20 protein-coding genes are annotated in these 17560 nt (G+C 62.6%); 6 read left to right on the top strand and 14 right to left on the bottom strand.

Features of this window, described 5'->3' with window-relative positions; translation table 11 throughout:
- The first annotated feature begins 76 nt into the window (after positions 1 to 76).
- The gene (locus tag AC19YR_RS01710) at positions 77 to 550 is read left to right on the top strand and encodes a methylated-DNA--[protein]-cysteine S-methyltransferase (RefSeq protein WP_500596904.1); all 474 of its coding nucleotides are present in this window, start codon (positions 77 to 79) and stop codon (positions 548 to 550) included.
- A 3-nt stretch (positions 551 to 553) separates the two neighbouring features.
- Here the strand turns inward: AC19YR_RS01710 and AC19YR_RS01705 are convergent, their stop codons facing one another.
- The 4 genes from AC19YR_RS01705 to AC19YR_RS01690 all read right to left on the bottom strand — a co-directional run bounded on the left by AC19YR_RS01705 (position 554) and on the right by AC19YR_RS01690 (position 4031).
- On the bottom strand, positions 554 to 745 hold the full coding sequence (locus AC19YR_RS01705) for a PLDc N-terminal domain-containing protein (protein ID WP_074755146.1): 192 nt from the start codon (positions 743 to 745) through the stop codon (positions 554 to 556).
- Positions 746 to 816: 71 nt separating this feature from the next.
- A complete protein-coding gene (locus tag AC19YR_RS01700; RefSeq protein ID WP_095107296.1) occupies positions 817 to 1347 on the bottom strand; it encodes a hypothetical protein in 531 nt (176 codons plus the stop codon).
- Positions 1348 to 1573: 226 nt separating this feature from the next.
- Entirely contained in the window at positions 1574 to 2095 is a 522-nt protein-coding gene (locus AC19YR_RS01695; RefSeq protein ID WP_095107294.1) for an ankyrin repeat domain-containing protein, read from the bottom strand.
- 97 nt (positions 2096 to 2192) lie between these two features.
- Positions 2193 to 4031: a long-chain-acyl-CoA synthetase gene (locus tag AC19YR_RS01690; protein ID WP_500596903.1), complete on the bottom strand. Its 1839-nt coding sequence runs from the start codon at positions 4029 to 4031 to the stop codon at positions 2193 to 2195.
- A 719-nt stretch (positions 4032 to 4750) separates the two neighbouring features.
- Here AC19YR_RS01690 and AC19YR_RS01685 point away from each other — a divergent pair.
- Complete coding sequence (locus tag AC19YR_RS01685) at positions 4751 to 5029, top strand: DUF3509 domain-containing protein (RefSeq protein WP_095107291.1); 279 nt, start codon at positions 4751 to 4753, stop codon at positions 5027 to 5029.
- Positions 5030 to 5068: 39 nt separating this feature from the next.
- On the opposite strand, the gene AC19YR_RS01680 is transcribed toward AC19YR_RS01685, so the two are convergent.
- The 6 genes from AC19YR_RS01680 to aroC all read right to left on the bottom strand — a co-directional run bounded on the left by AC19YR_RS01680 (position 5069) and on the right by aroC (position 9819).
- Entirely contained in the window at positions 5069 to 5356 is a 288-nt protein-coding gene (locus AC19YR_RS01680; RefSeq protein WP_095107289.1) for a helix-turn-helix domain-containing protein, read from the bottom strand.
- Between the two features lie 260 nt (positions 5357 to 5616).
- Positions 5617 to 6300 carry an acireductone synthase gene (gene mtnC, locus AC19YR_RS01675; RefSeq protein ID WP_095107288.1) on the bottom strand — a complete coding sequence of 228 codons (684 nt, stop codon included), beginning with the start codon at positions 6298 to 6300 and terminating at the stop codon, positions 5617 to 5619.
- 4 nt (positions 6301 to 6304) lie between these two features.
- Positions 6305 to 6850, bottom strand: coding sequence for a 1,2-dihydroxy-3-keto-5-methylthiopentene dioxygenase (locus AC19YR_RS01670; protein ID WP_500596901.1), 546 nt, complete (start codon positions 6848 to 6850; stop codon positions 6305 to 6307).
- Positions 6851 to 6948: 98 nt separating this feature from the next.
- Entirely contained in the window at positions 6949 to 7569 is a 621-nt protein-coding gene (locus tag AC19YR_RS01665) for a methylthioribulose 1-phosphate dehydratase (protein WP_095107283.1), read from the bottom strand.
- Positions 7566 to 8714, bottom strand: coding sequence for an MFS transporter (locus AC19YR_RS01660; protein ID WP_500597038.1), 1149 nt, complete (start codon positions 8712 to 8714; stop codon positions 7566 to 7568). Before AC19YR_RS01660 ends, AC19YR_RS01665 begins: the two co-directional genes overlap by 4 nt.
- Positions 8715 to 8727: 13 nt before the next feature.
- Complete coding sequence (gene aroC, locus AC19YR_RS01655) at positions 8728 to 9819, bottom strand: chorismate synthase (protein ID WP_095107279.1); 1092 nt, start codon at positions 9817 to 9819, stop codon at positions 8728 to 8730.
- A gap of 145 nt (positions 9820 to 9964) precedes the next feature.
- Here aroC and AC19YR_RS01650 point away from each other — a divergent pair, with 145 nt between their 5' ends.
- Positions 9965 to 10918 carry an alpha/beta hydrolase gene (locus AC19YR_RS01650; RefSeq protein ID WP_500596899.1) on the top strand — a complete coding sequence of 318 codons (954 nt, stop codon included), beginning with the start codon at positions 9965 to 9967 and terminating at the stop codon, positions 10916 to 10918.
- Between the two features lie 210 nt (positions 10919 to 11128).
- Positions 11129 to 11920, top strand: coding sequence for a hypothetical protein (locus tag AC19YR_RS01645; RefSeq protein WP_095107276.1), 792 nt, complete (start codon positions 11129 to 11131; stop codon positions 11918 to 11920).
- 123 nt (positions 11921 to 12043) lie between these two features.
- Here the strand turns inward: AC19YR_RS01645 and AC19YR_RS01640 are convergent, their stop codons facing one another.
- From AC19YR_RS01640 to cysK, 4 genes are all read right to left on the bottom strand, one after another.
- Complete coding sequence (locus AC19YR_RS01640) at positions 12044 to 12907, bottom strand: DMT family transporter (RefSeq protein WP_095107720.1); 864 nt, start codon at positions 12905 to 12907, stop codon at positions 12044 to 12046.
- Positions 12908 to 13001: 94 nt separating this feature from the next.
- Entirely contained in the window at positions 13002 to 13166 is a 165-nt protein-coding gene (locus AC19YR_RS01635) for a hypothetical protein (protein WP_176465043.1), read from the bottom strand.
- A gap of 92 nt (positions 13167 to 13258) precedes the next feature.
- The gene (locus AC19YR_RS01630) at positions 13259 to 14197 is read right to left on the bottom strand and encodes an aspartyl/asparaginyl beta-hydroxylase domain-containing protein (protein WP_500596897.1); all 939 of its coding nucleotides are present in this window, start codon (positions 14195 to 14197) and stop codon (positions 13259 to 13261) included.
- A gap of 194 nt (positions 14198 to 14391) precedes the next feature.
- Positions 14392 to 15366, bottom strand: a complete 975-nt coding sequence (gene cysK, locus AC19YR_RS01625; RefSeq protein WP_095107274.1) for a cysteine synthase A — start codon at positions 15364 to 15366, stop codon at positions 14392 to 14394.
- Between the two features lie 126 nt (positions 15367 to 15492).
- Between cysK and AC19YR_RS01620 the strand changes: the two genes are divergently transcribed.
- Entirely contained in the window at positions 15493 to 16569 is a 1077-nt protein-coding gene (locus tag AC19YR_RS01620) for a DUF748 domain-containing protein (protein ID WP_500596895.1), read from the top strand.
- 144 nt (positions 16570 to 16713) lie between these two features.
- Positions 16714 to 17559: an AAA family ATPase gene (locus AC19YR_RS01615; protein WP_095107270.1), complete on the top strand. Its 846-nt coding sequence runs from the start codon at positions 16714 to 16716 to the stop codon at positions 17557 to 17559.
- Position 17560 lies beyond the last annotated feature (1 nt).

The following is a 17560-nucleotide window of genomic DNA, read 5'->3' as shown; positions in this document are numbered from 1 at the left end:
TTCTACGTTGCTGCACATGACAGGTCGAACCTTCTGGCTCTATCTTGGTGGCGGATTTTGGTCAGGAGGCCAGCAGATGTTTTATCGCTATCACCCCAGCCCCACCGGTCCGTTGTTCCTGGCGGGCGACGAGCAAGGCCTGCGCATGCTCTATATGGACGGCCACAAGCACTGGACACCGCAACCGCAATGGCGCGAAGCCACCAGCGAGTTGGATGCCGTATGCCGGCAATTGGATGAGTATTTTGCAGGCCGGCGCGAGGTGTTCGACCTGGCCCTGGCGCCCCGGGGCACGCCGTTCCAGCAGCAGGTGTGGCAGGCGTTGCAGCGCATTCCGTTCGGGCACACCTGGAGCTATGCCCAGTTGGCTCAACACATCGACAACCCCAAGGCCATCCGCGCCGTCGGCACCGCCAATGGGGCCAACCCGATCTCGATCCTCATTCCCTGCCACCGCGTGATCGGCAGCAACGGCACCCTCACCGGCTATGCCGGCGGCCTTGAGCGCAAACAGGCGTTGTTGCAGCTTGAGGGTGCGTGGTTGTTGTGAGGCTCAGATCCGCACGTTGCCACGCGGCCCGGCAATGGCCCAGATAATCAGGCCCAGCACCGGCAGCAGGACGATCAGCAGCACCCAGAGGATTTTCATCCCGGTTTCGGCGCCGCTTTTAAGCACGTTGATGATTGCCCAGATGTCCAGGGCAAGAATTATCAGACCAATCAGACCGTTAAACGTGGAACCCATGGTGTCGCTCCCAAGAAGTGGCATGCCCACTTAGGATAGACGCGCCCGGCCAGGGTTCCCTTTTATTCGCCTCAGACGTGAATCGCGACTTTCAAGGCTTCCAGCGCAGGGGCCGCGCTGATGCCCACTTGTGCGCACAACGCCAGCACCCGCTGCACATCGTTGCCGTAGACCAGCACCATTTGCAGCTCGTCATCGAGCAGTTGGCTGAAGTTCATCAGCACATAGCCGCCGTTTTCCGGGTTCATGGCCGCGAGTTGGATCTGCATGCGGTTCAGGGCGGTGAGCGCTTCGGTTTTCGCCAATTGCTTGGGCTTGAGGTTGAACGCCACGCCGGGGCCGAACGAGGCGACGATCTGGGCGAACAGGTCCATGTAGGTATCAGCCTGGAACAGCACGGTTTGCGGCAGGCTGCCGACCACCACCCACTCGCCCAGGGGGATCGGGAAGGTGTCGTCGTAGTTGATGTCCGGGTTGGCCGCCAGAAAGCCACCGGCGTCGGCGTAAGCCTGGGCGGCTTCGTCCGCCACACGCTGGATCTCATCGTCGGCCATGCAGCCGGAGCTGATTTTGCTGATAAGTTCGACGAGTGCGGCTTTCATGGGGGCAATCCTGTGGCTGGGGAAATTCGAGGGCGCGAAGGATACCCGATTGGGGTGTGGCCGTGTGGGGGCAGGCTTGTGTGAGGGCCCTACTGGGAGAGTGGCTTGTGCGAAGTGTGTGTGGGAGCGCGCCAGGCAGTGAAGAGGCTCTAGATACCGCCTCATCGCGGGCAACCCGCTCCCACAGCAAGCCCGACCCCACAAAAAGCCGCCGCCCACAGAGGCCTTAAGCGTTCAACAGTTTCTCAAGCTGCGCTGCCGTATCGACCGCGCCCATGGTGCGGGCCGCGTCCAGGGCAGTGACGCCGTTGGCGTCCTTGGCGCGGGGGTCGGCGCCTTGGCTGATGAGGTAGTCGACGATTTCGCCGCGATTGAACATCGCCGCCATCATCAAGGCTGTACGCCCGTCGAAAGACGCACCCTCGACTTGCGCCCCGCCGCTCACCAGGGCCTTGACCACCGCCAGGTCGCCCTTGAACGCCGCGCCGGCAATCGGGCTTTGGCCGTTGTCGTTGCGCAGTTCCGGGTCGGCCTTGTGTTCGAGCAGCACCTTCACCGCATCGACGTGGCCGTGGTAGCTGGCCAGCATCAACAGGGTGTCGCCCTTGTGGTTGCGCAGGTTGACGGGCAGGCCCTTGGTCACCAGGGCGGCGAGCATGGCCGCGTCGCCACTGCGGGCGACGTTGAACACCTGCTCGGCGAATTCTTCGGCTTCTTCCTGGGTCATCTGGCGGCTGTTGTCTGACATGGCTGGCTCCGTTTTCGGCAATCGCAAAGGCCGCTAGTGTCCTCAAGCGGCCGGCGCGCTGTCACGGTTTTTTTCTCATCCACCACCATAGCGCCAATCAATAACGGAACTTGCCGCCATGGATATCGGCTAATACGTCCTCGGTCACCTGCACGTAGGTGTCCGAGCCGGGCAGCCAGGCGTAGATCGGGTCATCGCCGGCCTTGCGCGGGTCGAAGGCTTCGTCGCGTAGGCGCACTTTCTGGTATTTGAAGGTGCCGGTGGTTTCCATTTTCACCTTCACCCGCAAAAACAGCGGCACGGCGTAGGCCGGCATCTGTTCCTTGGCCCAGCGCAGCAGCTCGCCGAAATCCAGGGTGGCCAGGGATTCGGCCGGGGTAATGGCCGCCATGCCCGCGCGGCCGTTGGTGTTGTTGATTTCCACCCCGTACACCACCGCCTCGGCGATGTGCGGGTGCATGAGGAAGATGTTCTCCACCTCGGTGGTGGAGACGTTCTCGCCTTTCCAGCGGAAGGTGTCCCCCAGGCGATCGACGAACTGGCCGTGGCCAAAGCCGATATTGCGCAGCAGGTCGCCGGTGTTGAAGTAGCGGTCGCCCTTGGCGAAGACGTCGTGGAGGATGACTTTGGCGGTTTTTTCCGGCTCGGTGTAACCGTCCAGCGGGGCCTTGTCGTCGATCCGCGCCAGCAACAGGCCTTCGCTGCCCTTGGGCACTTTCTGCATGAACCCGGATTCGCCGCGCACCGGCGCACCGCTGTCATGGTCATAGGCCACCAGCTCCCAGGCCATCAGGGAGAAACCAATGGTGTTGTCAAAATTGAGGATGTTGGTGAAGCCGATGTTGCCGTCGCTGGCGGCATACAACTCGCAAATGTGGCTGACGCCGAAGCGCTCCTTGAACGGCCCCCAAACGCCCGGGCGCAGGCCGTTGCCGATCATTTTCACCACTGGGTTATCGCGGTCTTCGGCGCTGGGCGGCGGGTCCATCAGGTAACGGCATAGCTCGCCGACGTAGCCGATGGTGGTGGCGTTGAACTTGCGCGCATCGCTCCAGAACTGGCTGGCGCTGAACTTGCGCCGGATGGCGAAGCCCGACGCGCCGCTGATGGCCGAGCCCCAGCACACGCACAGGCCGGTGGCGTGGTACAGCGGCAAGGTGCAATAGAGGATGTCCTGGGGCGTCATGTCCAGGGCGATCACGCCGAAGATAGACGACGTCTTCATCCAGCGGCCGTGCTTGAACACCCCGGCCTTGGGCAGCCCGGTGGTGCCGGAGGTGTAGATATAAAAGCAAGGGTCGTCCAGGTACACCTTCTGGCTGGTGACCGGGTTGTCCTGCGCGGCGTCGGCGCTGTCGGCCATCAGGTTGAGGTAATGCTGGGGCGCCTGGCCGTGGTGGCGCGAGGTGTCCTGGTCGGCCACCCACCAGGTGCGGGCGTCTGGGATGTCTACCTGGCTGCGGACCGCCGAATAGGCCTCGGTCAACTCGCCGCCGACGATAATCGCCACGGGTTTGACCAGGTTCAGGCTGTGCACCAGCACGTGTTGGGTCTGGGAGGTGTTGAGCATCGCGCAGATGCCACCCACCTTGGCCACCGCCAGTACCGTGACCAGCAATTCGGGGCGGTTTTCGATAAAGATCCCGACCACATCCCCCTTGCCAATGCCTTGGGCGATCAGGTGATGGGCGATGCGGTTGGCCCACTGGTTGACCTGCTCGTAGCTGAACGCGACGTTGGCGTACATCAGCGCCGGCCCCTGAGGGTTGCGCAAGGTGGCCTGTTCGAACGTCCAACCCAGGCCGCAGGGCTGCTGCGCATCCTTGATATTGGCGGTCTTGAGGCCCTTGAGTACCCGCGGAATGGCTTTGGCGATGGCGGGCAACTTACGGATCATCATGCCCCAGGTAATCATGTCGCTAGAGTTGCTGCTCATGGTGGCTCCTGCTCAACACAAAACGGCGACGCACCGGCGACTCAGCCAGGGCAAGCCGATAACAATGAATTAACGATTGAAGGTTCGGTGACGCGAAGAGGTTCAGGTCGGCCAGGGAATCAGCCAGAGTTCGTTCGCCCCGGCCTGGGGAGCAGAAAACAGCGCGGGAACAGCCTGGAGTTGCGGGGTGCCTTGGGCGATAACGCAGAAATCGTGGGTCATAGGTGAATTCCTATTTTCTTATTATCGGGCGAACACAGAGCAATCCAGCTGCAACGCAGAACAGTCCCTGTCGTGATGTGGCGCGCCATGCGTCCTGCATGGAATCAGGCAACCGTTGAGGCTGCCCGACTAACAAAACGGTTAACAAGTGCTTGTGACAGCCTGGAAAATACGTCAGGCCTTCTCGGGCTGTACATGGAGGATTTGAAAAGTTTTGTATCTCTTCACCTTTTCACCCCTCTTGCAAAGCCGCAGCAACGCTGAAACCAGAGATGGAATTTTCCGGCGGCCGGCAGGGTCACAGGAGCACGCCTACCACGGCCCGGTCTCGCAAAATGCAGGATGCACGATGGCCATTCATGCAAAATGCACGAATCCGCCAAATTAGAAAATTTATAAGCTATTGATTTATAACGATTTTATATAAATCAGATACTGGCACAATCGCTGCAACTACCCCTCCACGATTGCCCTTAGCACTCACGGAGCGGATAGACATGAGCTTGATCCAAGAAAAATTCACTTCCCTGTTTTCCAATTTCGAGGTCACCACCCAGGCCCGTCCGGATGGGGGCATCCTGCTGACCCTGCGCAACAGCGAAGGCAAGCAGTTCAAACGCTCGATTTCCTACGCCCAGTTGCACGCCGGGGACCAGTTGTCCTGGGTTATCAGCGCCATTCGCCGCGACCTGGCCGAACAGGCCAGCGAGTTGCCGCAAATCTCCATGCTGCAAAGCCAGCAGCGTTTTGCCCTGCCGACCTACCACTCGGCTTGAACCCGACGCGGCGTCGTGGAGCCTGCGGGCTCCACCCCTTCAACTCAGCACGCCGCGCTTGACCGCCTCGCCTACGGCTTGGGCGCGGTTACTGACGCTCAGCTTGATGTAGATATTGCGCAGGTGGAACTTGACCGTGGCCTCGGATATGGCGCGGATCACGCTGATTTCCCAGACGGTTTTCCCCTCTTTGGCCCAGCGCAGAATCTCCAGTTCCTTCGCACTCAGTGGCTCGCCCACCGGGCGTTTGCGAGGTCGCTTGGCCTTGGGTTTTACCAAGGGGCGAACATCCGCCCCATCCAGGCCGCTTGGCAGTGAACTGTTCATTCGCACTCTCCCGCTTCTCGTCCAGAACCGCCAAATTGCCCATGCCAACCTTCAGCTGACAGGCACCTGACGATCTGAGAGTTACACAGGCGAGGGATTAAACAAGCGCGTAAACCGCTAAACAGTAGGCCCCTACTCGGTATCAGGCAGTGTCCTACCCAATCCTAAGAAGCGACCCCGGATACCTCCGAAAGAACGGTGAGGTATGTCGCCAAATCCCACCGTGGAAATTGGCGATTCACCGGGTGCGAACGGAAAAGTCAGAAGGTGGCAAGGTCGATCTGGGCAAAACTGGCCACGTTCACATGGCCGGCCAATTCGCCGCCATCACGCACCAGGCCACAAGTGGCCATGCCAGCCTGCTGCGCCGCATCCAATTCCTGGACGATGTCCGAGAGAAACAGAATCGCCGGCGCCTCTAGGCCAATGGCTTGGGCGATGCGCTGGTAAGACTGCGCCTCGCGCTTGGGCCCGGTGGTGGTGTCGAAGTAGCCGCTGAACAGGCCCGACAGGTCGCCCGCCTCGGAGCAGCCGAAAATCAAGCGCTGGGCCTGGATCGAGCCGGAGGAGTAGACGAACAGCTGATAGCCCTCGCGATGCCAGCGCTGCAACGCCTCGACCGCATCCGGGTAGACATGGCCCTTCAACTGGCCGGCCTGGTAGCCCTGCTCCCAGACCATGCCCTGCAAGGCCTTGAGCGGCGTGGCCTTGCGGTCTTCGGCGATCCAACCCAGCAGGATCGCGATCACCCGCTCTACATCCGCCCCGGGTTCGCCGCTGTCCTGGCACACCGCCAGCAGTTGCGCGGCCACGTCCGCCCGTTCGGCGTTAGCCCGCACGAAGTCCGGCAGGTGCCGGGCGGCATAGGGGAAGAGCACGTCGAAGACAAAACTTACCGCGCTGGTGGTGCCTTCGATGTCAGTGACAATGGCCTTGATCGGCATCGGTTCAATCCTCCAGGCGCGGGAAACGGTTGGCGATGTCTTCACCGGTGAACTTGGCCACCCAACCCTCAGGGTTGTTGAACAGGCGGATCGCGACGAAATGCGGGTGCTCGCCCATGTCGAACCAGTGCGGCGTGCCGGCGGGCACCGAAATCAGGTCGTTTTTCTCGCACAGCACCGCGTACACGTAGTCGTCGATGTGCAGGGTGAACAACCCGCGGCCGGCGACGAAAAAGCGCACTTCGTCTTCGCCATGGCGGTGTTCGTCGAGGAACTTGGCGCGAAGTTCGGCTTTTTGCGGGTGGTCGCTGTTGAGGCTGATGACGTCCACGGTGACGTAGCCGCCCTCGCTCATCAAGCGCTCGATCTGCTCCTGGTAGGCCGCGATCACCTCTTCCTGGCTGGCGCCCGGTTCGATTTTGCGATTGGCTTGCCAACGGTCGAAACGCACGCCTTTATCGGCCAACGTGGCGGCAATGTCCTCGAAATGGGTGAGAACCTTGTTCGGCAGTTCGGGGCTGGAAACGTGGTAAACGGACAGGCTGCTCATGGCGGCAACTCCTCGGTCTGGCAGGGCCCTGCGGTTTTTACACACCGCTCAGGCGCTGGGTTTCATCAGGCTGTGGGCGACTTCAGGCGAAGTCAGCGTTAGCGGGCAAGTACGGAACGGGTCTTGAGTTCGCATTCAAAGAGGAACTCGAACGCCTCGATCTGGCGCAGCGCGTCGCTCATCTGCGGGCCCCAGGTGTAGAGGCCGTGGCCGCGGATCAGGTAGCCGACGCACTCGGGGTGGGCGTCAAGCCACGGCTGGACCTGGGCGGCGAGGCGCACGATGTCCTGGTCGTTATCGAAAATCGGCACCCGCACCCGCGATTCGTGGGTCGAGATACCGCTGAAAGCTTTTTGCAGCTCGTAGTCTTCAAACTCGATGAACGCCCCGGCGGTCACCCGCGACAGCACCGTGGCATTGACCGAGTGGGTGTGCAGCACGGCGCCGATGTCGGCGCGCCAGGCATAGAGCTGGGTGTGCAGCAGGGTTTCAGCCGAGGGCTTTTTGCCCGGCTCCAGGCTGTTGCCGGCCAGGTCGGTGGCGAGCACATCGTCCGGGCCAAGTTGCCCTTTGTGCTTGCCCGACACCGTCAGCAACGCCTGCTCCGCGCCCAGGCGCGTCGAGTAATTGCTGCTGGTGGCCGGCGACCAGCCGCGGCCATACAGAAAGCGCCCGGCGTCGATGATCTGCCGGGCCAGGTGTTCACGGGTAGGGCTCATGGCCTGTCCTCTTGCATGCGGGTGGCAATGATAACGGCTGCGGCCAGGGCCGCGACGCTGGCAATACTAAAGGTCAAGGTGGCACCCAGGGCATTCCAGCTGTAACCGGCGTACAACGCGCCCAGGGCGCCGCCGATGCCGGCCAGCGCGGCGTACAGTGCCTGGCCCTGGCCTTGCTGGCGCGCGCCGAAGCTACGTTGCACGAAATGGATGGCAGCGGCGTGAAAGCTGCCGAACGTCGCTGCGTGCAACACCTGGGCGAACAGCAGCACCCACACCGATTCGGCGTAGGCACCCAGCAGCACCCAGCGCAGGGCCGCCAAAAGGAAACTGGCCAGCAGCACCCGGCGCACGGAAAACCGCGCCAGGATCTTGCTCATGGCCAAAAACATCAGCACCTCGGCCACCACCCCCACCGCCCATAACTGGCCAATCAGGCCACGGCTGTAGCCCAGGTGCTCCAGGTGCAAGGTCAGGAAGGTGTAATACGGGCCGTGGCTCAACTGCATCAGCCCCACGCAGGCATAGAACGCCAGTACCCCAGGGCTGCGCAGTTGCTGCAGGAAACCGCCGCCGGCGCTGCGGCTGCTCTGCACCGGTTGGGCGTTGGGCACCCACAGGCTGCTGAGGAAGATGCCGGCCATGATGACCACCAGCGCCACCGGGTAGATGTCCAGGCTCAGCCACTGGAACAGGCGCCCCAAGGCGACCACGGTGATGATGAAACCGATAGAACCCCACAGGCGGATCTGGCTGTAGCGCGCGGTCTGGCCATTCAAATGGGCCAGGGTGATGACCTCGAACTGGGGCAGCACCGCGTGCCAGAAGAACGCATGCAGCGCCATGACCACCGCCAGCCAGGCGTAGCTCTTGCTGAAGAAGATCAGGGAAAAGGTCAGGGCCGTACACAACGCGCCAACACGCACGATGGCCAGGCGCCGCCCGGTGTAGTCCCCCAGCCAGCCCCAGATATTGGGCGCCACGCAGCGCATCAGCATGGGGATGGCCACCAGTTCGCCAATACGCGCGGCGCTGAACCCCAAGTGGTGGAAATACAGCGCCAGGAATGGCGCCGTGGACCCCAGCAGGGCGAAGTAGAACAGGTAGAAACTGGATAACCGCCAGTACGGCAGCGCGGCCATCAGGCGTGGGGCCGGGTCACAACTGGCCCAGCACCGGGGTGCTGACGCGCACGTCGGCGTTTTGCCCGCGATGGCGCAGCAAGTGGTCCATCAACACAATGGCCATCATCGCTTCGGCGATAGGCGTGGCGCGGATGCCCACGCAGGGGTCGTGGCGGCCCTTGGTAATCACGTCCACCGGGTTGCCATGGACGTCGATGGAGCGGCCCGGCGTGGTGATGCTGGAGGTCGGCTTCAACGCCAGGTGCGCGACGATGGGCTGGCCCGAGGAAATGCCGCCGAGAATGCCGCCAGCGTTGTTGCTGAGGAAGCCTTCGGGGGTCATCTCGTCGCGATGCTCGGTGCCGCGCTGGGCGACACAGGCGAACCCGGCGCCGATTTCCACGCCCTTGACCGCGTTGATGCTCATCAGCGCGTGGGCCAGTTCGGCGTCGAGGCGGTCGAAGATCGGCTCGCCCAGCCCCGGCATCACGCCTTCGGCAACCACTGTGATCTTGGCGCCCACCGAATCCTGGTCGCGCCGCAGTTGGTCCATGTAGGCCTCAAGCTCGGGCACTTTGTCCGGGTCGGGGCTGAAGAAGGCATTTTGCTCCACCGCCTCCCAAGTCTTGAACGGAATCTCGATGGGGCCGAGCTGGCTCATGTAGCCGCGAATCACGATGCCCTGGCTGGCCAGGTACTTCTTGGCGATCGCCCCCGCCGCCACGCGCATCGCCGTCTCGCGCGCCGAGCTGCGGCCGCCACCGCGGTAGTCGCGCTCGCCGTACTTGTGGTGGTAGGTGTAGTCGGCGTGGGCCGGGCGGAACAGGTCTTTGATGGCCGAGTAGTCCTTGGACTTCTGGTCGGTGTTGCGGATCAGCAGGCCAATGGCACACCCGGTGGTGCGGCCCTCGAACACGCCACTGAGGATTTCGACTTCGTCGGCTTCCTGGCGCTGGGTGGTGTGGCGGCTGGTGCCGGGCTTGCGCCGGTCGAGGTCGTGTTGCAGGTCGTCCAGCGACAATTCCAGGCCTGGCGGGCAGCCATCGACAATGGCGACCAACGCCGGGCCATGGCTTTCGCCGGCGGTGGTGACAGTGAACAGCTTGCCGTAGGTATTGCCGGACATGCGGGGCGCTCCGTGAAATCGCTGGAAGACGTGGCTCTGGCGGGCATTGAGCCGCGCGCCAGTATACGCAGGCTGTGCAACGAGTTCATCCTCGAACCTTTATAGGGGCGGCGAGTCCAAACGCCACCTGACCAATAATGGCGTGATGATGCTACGAGTCCTTGCCTTGACCCTTTCCCTGTTTACCGGCCTGGTCCAGGCCACCGTACTGCAACGCCCCATGACCCTGGACACCGGCAGCGGCGTGCTGCATGGTTCGTTGCTGTTACCCAAGTCCGACACGCCGGTGCCGGTGGTACTGATAATTTCCGGCTCCGGCCCCACCGACCGCGACGGCAACAACCCCGATGGCGGGCGCAACGACAGCCTCAAGCGCCTGGCCTGGGTGCTGGCCAAACACAACATCGCCAGCCTGCGCTACGACAAGCGCGGCGTGGCGGCAAGCCTGGCGGCCACCCCGGACGAGCGCAACCTGAGCGTCGAGGCGTATGTCAGCGATGCCGTGGCCTGGGGCCAGCAACTCAAGAACGACCCGCGTATGGGCCCGTTGATCCTGCTGGGCCACAGCGAGGGCGCGCTGATCGCCAGCCTCGCCGCGCCCACGGTGGAGGCCGCTGGGGTGATTTCGGTGTCCGGCAGCGCCCGCCCTATCGACGAGGTGCTGCGCCAGCAATTGGCCACGCGCCTGCCGCCCGCGCTGATGCTGCGCAGCAATCAACTGCTCGACAGCCTCAAGGCCGGCCAGGTGGACGCCGAGGTGCCGCCAGCCCTGCAAGTGATCTTCCGCCCGAGCGTGCAGCCCTACCTGATAAGCCTGTTCCGCCAGGACCCGGCGGGCGCTTTCGCACGCCTGAAAATGCCGGCGCTCATCATCCAGGGCAGTAACGATATCCAGGTCGGCGTGGCGGATGCGCGCCTGCTCAAAGCCGCCAAACCCGACGCGCACCTGGCGCTGATCGAAGGCATGAACCACGTGCTGCGCATCGTGGCCAACGACACCCGGCGGCAACTGGCCTCCTACAAAGACCCGCAACTGCCCCTAGCGGCGGAACTGGGCGCGCAGATTCTGCACTTTATCGCCACCCTCACCGCCCCATAAGCAGTGTGGGAGCGGGCCGGACGGCGCTCCGCCCGCCCGCGACAGCGCCCTTGAGACCGCTGCCCGACGCCCACGGGATGGCGACACAAAAGCAACACCTGGCCCCATTAAACGGGCACTACCCTCCAGTCTTGCAAAAAACGGCCGATAAGCCTTTGTCGGCCGTCAACATACGGTCGCCAAGCAGGGCTTGGACAGGATCTCGCCGTTATGACTGATACCCAGAATTCGACTGACACCGCGCCAGAGCAAGACGCCCCAGAAGCGGTCGAGCGGCCGTGGGCGGATGTCCACACCGAGCACCACAAAATGCTGCGCCTGGCGCCGCAACAGACCGACCGCGTCACTGGCGGGCGGCCGCTGCGTTTTGTCGAGTTCGGCTATGCCGAGCGCAATAACAAAGGCCAGAGCCTGTTGCGCATGGTCATCCAGTTGCCGGGGCAACGGGTGCGCAAGGAACAGAACCGCCTGGATGTGTGGGTCGATCACGAGACCAAGCGGGTCAGTTTCGGCCCGCAAAGCAGCGTGCAGATCGAACCGCTGAACCGCGGCCTGGGGCGGTTCCTGCTGGCCCAGGCCATCAGTTGGGCGCGCAAGAAGTGGCCCCACTACAAGGTCGATGGCGTAGACCTGGCCAGCAAAGACGCCCTGAGCGAAGACACGCGCCTGCGCCGCGATCACTTTCTGCGCATCCAGGGTTTCGACGTGGTCTACACCGACGCCCAGCACATGAAGGGCAGCGTCAAGGACGTGCAGGTCGAAGACCTGCTGGCGGACTGGAACACCGAGAAGGTGCAGTTCGTGGAAATCCTCGAAGCGGCGCAGATGCTCCAGCAAGCCGAGCAGAACCTGGCCGAACAGGAAGTCAAGTTGCGCCAGCACGAAGACAAGGTCAGCAAGTACAAACGCGAAGACACCGGCCTGCGCTTCACCATCACCTGCCTGGTGGCGTTCTGCGTGTTCCAGGCCGGGTTGTTGATCTGGATTGCCACCCATCGCTAAGCAAAGGGGCGCGAAAAGCCCCCAGTAGAAGCGAGCCTGCTCGCGATGAGGCCAGCACAATCAGCAGCGATGCTGGCAGGCAAACCGCTATCGCGAGCAGGCTCGCTCCCCCAGGGGCCAGCCTCAGGCGCTTTTACGAAACACCAGCCCCAACCCCACGATAATCAGGCCCATGCCCAGCACGCTCAGGGCCGCGAGGCGATTGCCGAACACCAGGTAGTCCATCACCGCGGTCACCGCCGGCACCAGGTAGAACAGGCTGGTGACGTTCACCAGATTGCCCCGGGCGATCAAGCGGTACAGCAGCAGGGTCGCCAGCACCGACACCACCAGCCCCATCCACAGCACCGGCACGATAAACCCGCTGCTGTACTCGAAGTGGAATGGCTGGAACGGCACGAACACCGCACACAGCACCAGCCCCGCCAGGTACTGCACCGGCAATGTGCCCAACGGGTTATCGGTGATGCGTTTTTGCATGATCGAGCCTAGGGTCATGGCCAGCAGCGCCAGCAGGCCGAACAGGATGCCCGCCAGCGACACCCCGGCCAGGCCGATGCTCTGGTACACCACCATCACCAACCCCGCCAGGCCCAGCAGCAGGCCGAAGATGCGGTGCCACGAGCGCTGGCGTTCCATCAGCACCACGGTGAGGATCGGTTGCACACCCATGAGGGTGGCCATCACGCCGGGAGTGATTTTGAAGTCCAGGGCCAGCAAGTAAAAAATCTGATAAGCCCCCAACAACACCGCCCCGGTGGCCAGGGCAAAGAGCAGCGGTTTGCCGGCCCTGGGCCGCTTGAGCTTGAGCAGCGGCATCAGCAGCACCAGGGCCACCAGCGCTAAGGCAAAACGCATCAGCAAAAAGGCGAAGGGCGAAGCGTGGGCCAGGCCCCATTTGGAGAAAATCGCACCGCTGCTCCACAGCAGGACGAACACACTCGTGGACGCCGCCGCGGCCACGGATTGCTTGGAAATGACAAACATGAAGACCACCCGTAATCAGGCAAATAGCCAATTCAGCCGAGGCTGAAGGTTCAGTAGTGATGTGCTGGCGGGCGTGGGAACAGCGCGAAGCCGATCAGCCCGACATGCCGACACCCGGCGGTGCTACGCAGGCGTACACCGGGGGGCTACTGACAGGTGGAGGGTAGTGACTGATCTGCGCCGGTTGCTGTTCCCCGCACGGCATGACGCCAGCGTTGAGCGCTGAATCGACTACCGCGTTGAGAAGGGATGCGGGCATGGTGCAGATCTTTTTATGAAGGAAGAAAGAGGCAGGCCTTTGGCCACACCGAGCGCCGACTATAACCAGCGCCCGATACAATTTGCAACGGCTTAGCCGAACAACCAGTAACCCAGCAATGCCAGCACCACCACCGCCAAAACCGGGCGCAGGACGCGGTAGAGCTTGGGGTTGCGGCGCTTCCACTGCTTGACCGTGCCGCTGATGCCGTCGCTGAAGCTCTTGCTCCAGGCATAGGCGCGGTTGATGCCGCCGACGCGCTCGTCGTCGAGGTTCTGCGGCGCGGTGGCGCGGCCCAGCCAGGCGCTGACCCAACGGTTGATGGCCGTCATCGCGCGGTTGCTCAGGGGCCGTTCGATGTCGCAGAACAGGATCACCCGGGTCTTGTCGGTTTCGTTCTTGACCCAATGCACGTAGGTCTCGTCGAACATCACATCGTCGCCATCACGCCAGGCGTAAACCTGGCCATCGACGAAAATCCGGCAATCGTCGGAGTTGGGCGTGGACAGCCCCAGGTGATAACGCAAGGAGCCGGCGAACGGGTCGCGGTGCGGGTTAAGGTGGCTGCCGCCCGGAAGCAAAGCGAACATCGCCCCCTTGACGTTGGGAATGGAGCTGACCAGCGCCACGGTCTTGGGGCACAGGGCCTCGGCCGATGGCAGCGGTTTGTCGTACCACTTGAGATAAAAGCGCTTCCAACCCTTCTTGAAGAACGAACCGAAACCGGCGTCGTTGTTCTTTTCGGCGGCGCGGATGTAGCCCTCGTCGAACAAATGCATGGCTTCGTCGCGGATCACCTCCCAGTTGTCGCGCAGGACATCGAGTTCGGGGAACTTGCTGCGGTCGAGGTACGGCTTGGAAGGCACCGCCGAAAACAGGTACATCAGGGCGTTATAAGGGGCGAACAGCGCCGAATGGTTGACGAACTGGCGCAATACCGGCAGGCGCGCCTTGCCACGCAAATGCACATAGAGCGTGCTGCCCAAAAACAGCAGCAACACCGACGCCTTGGCGGCAAATGAAAAGGTCATCCAACAACTCCTTGGTAATAAGCAACGCTGCGCGTCCTTTACCCGACGCGGCAGGCGGCCATCATAAACACTACGGCCCCTGGGCAAAACCCGCGCGAGGCAACATTCAGTATTAAGAAATCCGCAACAAAGCCCTTATTACCATAAGGCGGCGCGGCGCCGGCTGATGTGGGTCAACCGGCGCCGTGGGGGGGTTACTGCTGGTTTTCCTGCTCGGTGAACAGGTCGCTGAACAGCATGCTCGACAGGTAGCGCTCACCGGAGTCCGGCAGGATCACCACAATGGTCTTGCCCTGCATTTCCGGGGTTTGCGCCAGGCGCACGGCCACCGCCATCGCGGCGCCGCAGGAGATCCCGCACAAAATCCCCTCTTCCTGCATCAGGCGCAGGGCCATGGCCTTGGACTCTTCATCGCTCACCAACTCGACCCGGTCGACGATGGACAGGTCCAGGTTCTTGGGCACGAAACCGGCGCCGATGCCCTGGATCTTGTGCGGGCTAGGCTTGATTTCCTCACCGGCCAGGGCCTGGGTGATGACTGGCGAGGTGATCGGCTCCACGGCCACCGAGAGAATCGGCTTGCCCTGGGTGTGCTTGATGTAGCGCGACACGCCGCTGATGGTGCCGCCGGTGCCTACGCCGGCCACCAGCACGTCCACGGCGCCATCGGTGTCGTTCCAGATTTCCGGGCCGGTGGTTTTTTCGTGGATCGCCGGGTTGGCCGGGTTATCGAACTGCTGGGGCATGTAATAGGTGGCCGGGTCGCTGGCCAGGATTTCGGCGGCCTTCTCGATGGCGCCCTTCATGCCCTTGGCCGGCTCGGTGAGCACCAGTTCCGCGCCCAGGGCCTTGAGCACCTTGCGCCGCTCGATGCTCATGGACGCCGGCATGGTCAACATCAGCTTGTAGCCACGGGCGGCGGCGACGAACGCCAGGCCGATGCCGGTGTTGCCCGAGGTGGGTTCGACGATGGTCATGCCCGGCTTGAGTTTGCCGCTGCTTTCGGCGTCCCAGATCATGTTGGCGCCGATCCGGCACTTGACCGAATACCCAGGGTTGCGCCCTTCGATCTTGGCCAGGATGGTCACGCCGCGCGGCGCGATGCGGTTGATCTGCACCAGGGGCGTGTTGCCGATGGAATGGGCGTTGTCAGCAAAAATGCGGCTCATGGCTGGGTCCTTATGCAGCGAAGAAGAAGCGTTCAAGGGTATGCCTCGTGCCGCGAGGCGTCCAGTCGAGGCGAACGGCCAGCGGCCCGCGCGGTCAACCCCTTACCTACACCGGAGACCCACCCCATGAAACGCCGCTACCGTTGGCCACTCTGGAGCCTGGCCGCCATCGCGCTGCTCCTGCTGGCCCTGCACATCGCCCTGCCCTACCTGGTACGCGACTACCTCAATGAAAAACTCGCCGACATGGGCGACTACCGCGGCCAGGTCAGCGACGTGGACCTGGCCCTGTGGCGCGGCGCGTACCGGATCAATGGCCTGGAGATCGTCAAAACTGACGCCAAGGTGCCGGTGCCGTTCGTCAACGCGCCGCTGATCGACCTCGCCGTCAGTTGGCACGCATTGTGGTACGACCGCGCGGTGGTGGCCCGGGTGCGCTTCGTCAAACCGCAGATCAACTTCGTCGATGGCGGTGCCAACCGCCAGGCGTCCCAGACCGGTGCCGGCACCGACTGGCGGGCGCAACTGGGCAAACTGCTGCCGATCACCCTGGACGAAGTGCGCATCGACGACGGCCAGGTCAGCTTCCACAACTTCAACTCCAAACCGGCGGTGAAGATGGACGCCACGGCGGTCAACGCCAGCTTCTACAACCTGACCAACGTGGTGGACGTCAAAGGCAAGCGCGACGCCCGTTTCGAGGGCAAGGCCCTGCTGTTGGGCCACGCGCCGCTGGAAACCACCGCCACCTTCGACCCGCTGAGCAACTTCGAGGACTTCCAGTTCCGCCTGCGCGCCCGGGATATCGAGCTCAAACGCCTGAACGACTTCGCCTCGGCCTACGGCAAGTTCGACTTCAACGCCGGCTCCGGCGATGTGGTGATCGAGGCCCAGGCCGAAAAAGGTCAATTAAGCGGTTACATCAAGCCGCTGCTGCGCGACGTGGAGGTGTTCAACTGGCAGCAGGACGTGGAAAACCGCAACAAGGGGATTTTCCGTTCGATCTGGGAAGCCCTGGTGGGCACCAGCGAAACCGTGCTGAAAAACCAGCGCAAGAACCAGTTCGCCACCCGCGTGGAACTCAGCGGCAACGTGCACCAGCAAAACATCAGCGCCTTGCAGGCCTTCCTGCAGATTCTGCGCAACGGCTTCGTCCAGGCCTTCAATGCCCGCTACGAGCAACCCAAGCCCGAGGCTGACTGAGTCACGGCGTGACGCCTCATTCAGAGACTGAATGGGGCGTCTGCGTTCACAGTCGCCCGGGCCTCGCGCTATAGTCGGGCACGTTTGCAATTTGTGTCCGCCCTGCCCCAGCGCAGGCCGGCGTTACCGTTCAAGGAGTTACCGATGAAATTCGAAGGCACCCAGGCCTATGTCGCCACCGATGACCTGAAACTGGCCGTCAACGCCGCCATCACCCTGGAACGGCCCCTGCTGGTCAAGGGCGAGCCGGGCACCGGCAAGACCATGCTCGCCGAACAACTGGCCGAGTCTTTCGGCGCCAAGTTGATTACCTGGCACATCAAGTCCACCACCAAGGCCCACCAGGGCCTGTACGAGTACGACGCGGTCAGCCGCCTGCGTGACTCGCAACTGGGCGTGGATAAAGTCCACGACGTGCGCAACTACCTGAAAAAAGGCAAGTTGTGGGAAGCCTTCGAGGCCGAGGAGCGGGTGATCCTGCTGATCGACGAAATCGACAAGGCCGACATCGAGTTTCCCAACGACTTGCTGCAAGAACTCGACAAGATGGAGTTCTATGTCTACGAGATCGACGAAACCATCAAGGCCAAGAAGCGCCCGATCATCATCATTACCTCCAACAACGAAAAAGAGCTGCCGGACGCCTTCCTGCGCCGCTGCTTCTTCCACTACATCGCCTTCCCGGACCGCACCACCCTGCAGAAAATCGTCGACGTGCATTACCCCGATATCAAGAAAGACCTGGTCAGCGAAGCCCTGGACGTGTTCTTCGATGTGCGCAAAGTGCCAGGCCTGAAGAAAAAACCCTCCACCTCCGAACTGGTGGACTGGCTCAAGCTGCTGATGGCCGACAACATCGGTGAAGCGGTGCTGCGCGAACGCGACCCGACCAAAGCCATCCCGCCCCTGGCCGGCGCCCTGGTGAAAAACGAGCAGGACGTGCAGTTGCTCGAACGCCTGGCGTTCATGAGCCGTCGCGGCACTCGATAAG

It is taken from the genome of Pseudomonas sp. MF08817, assembly GCF_059862705.1.
This window is presented reverse-complemented; position numbering and strand designations above follow the sequence as displayed.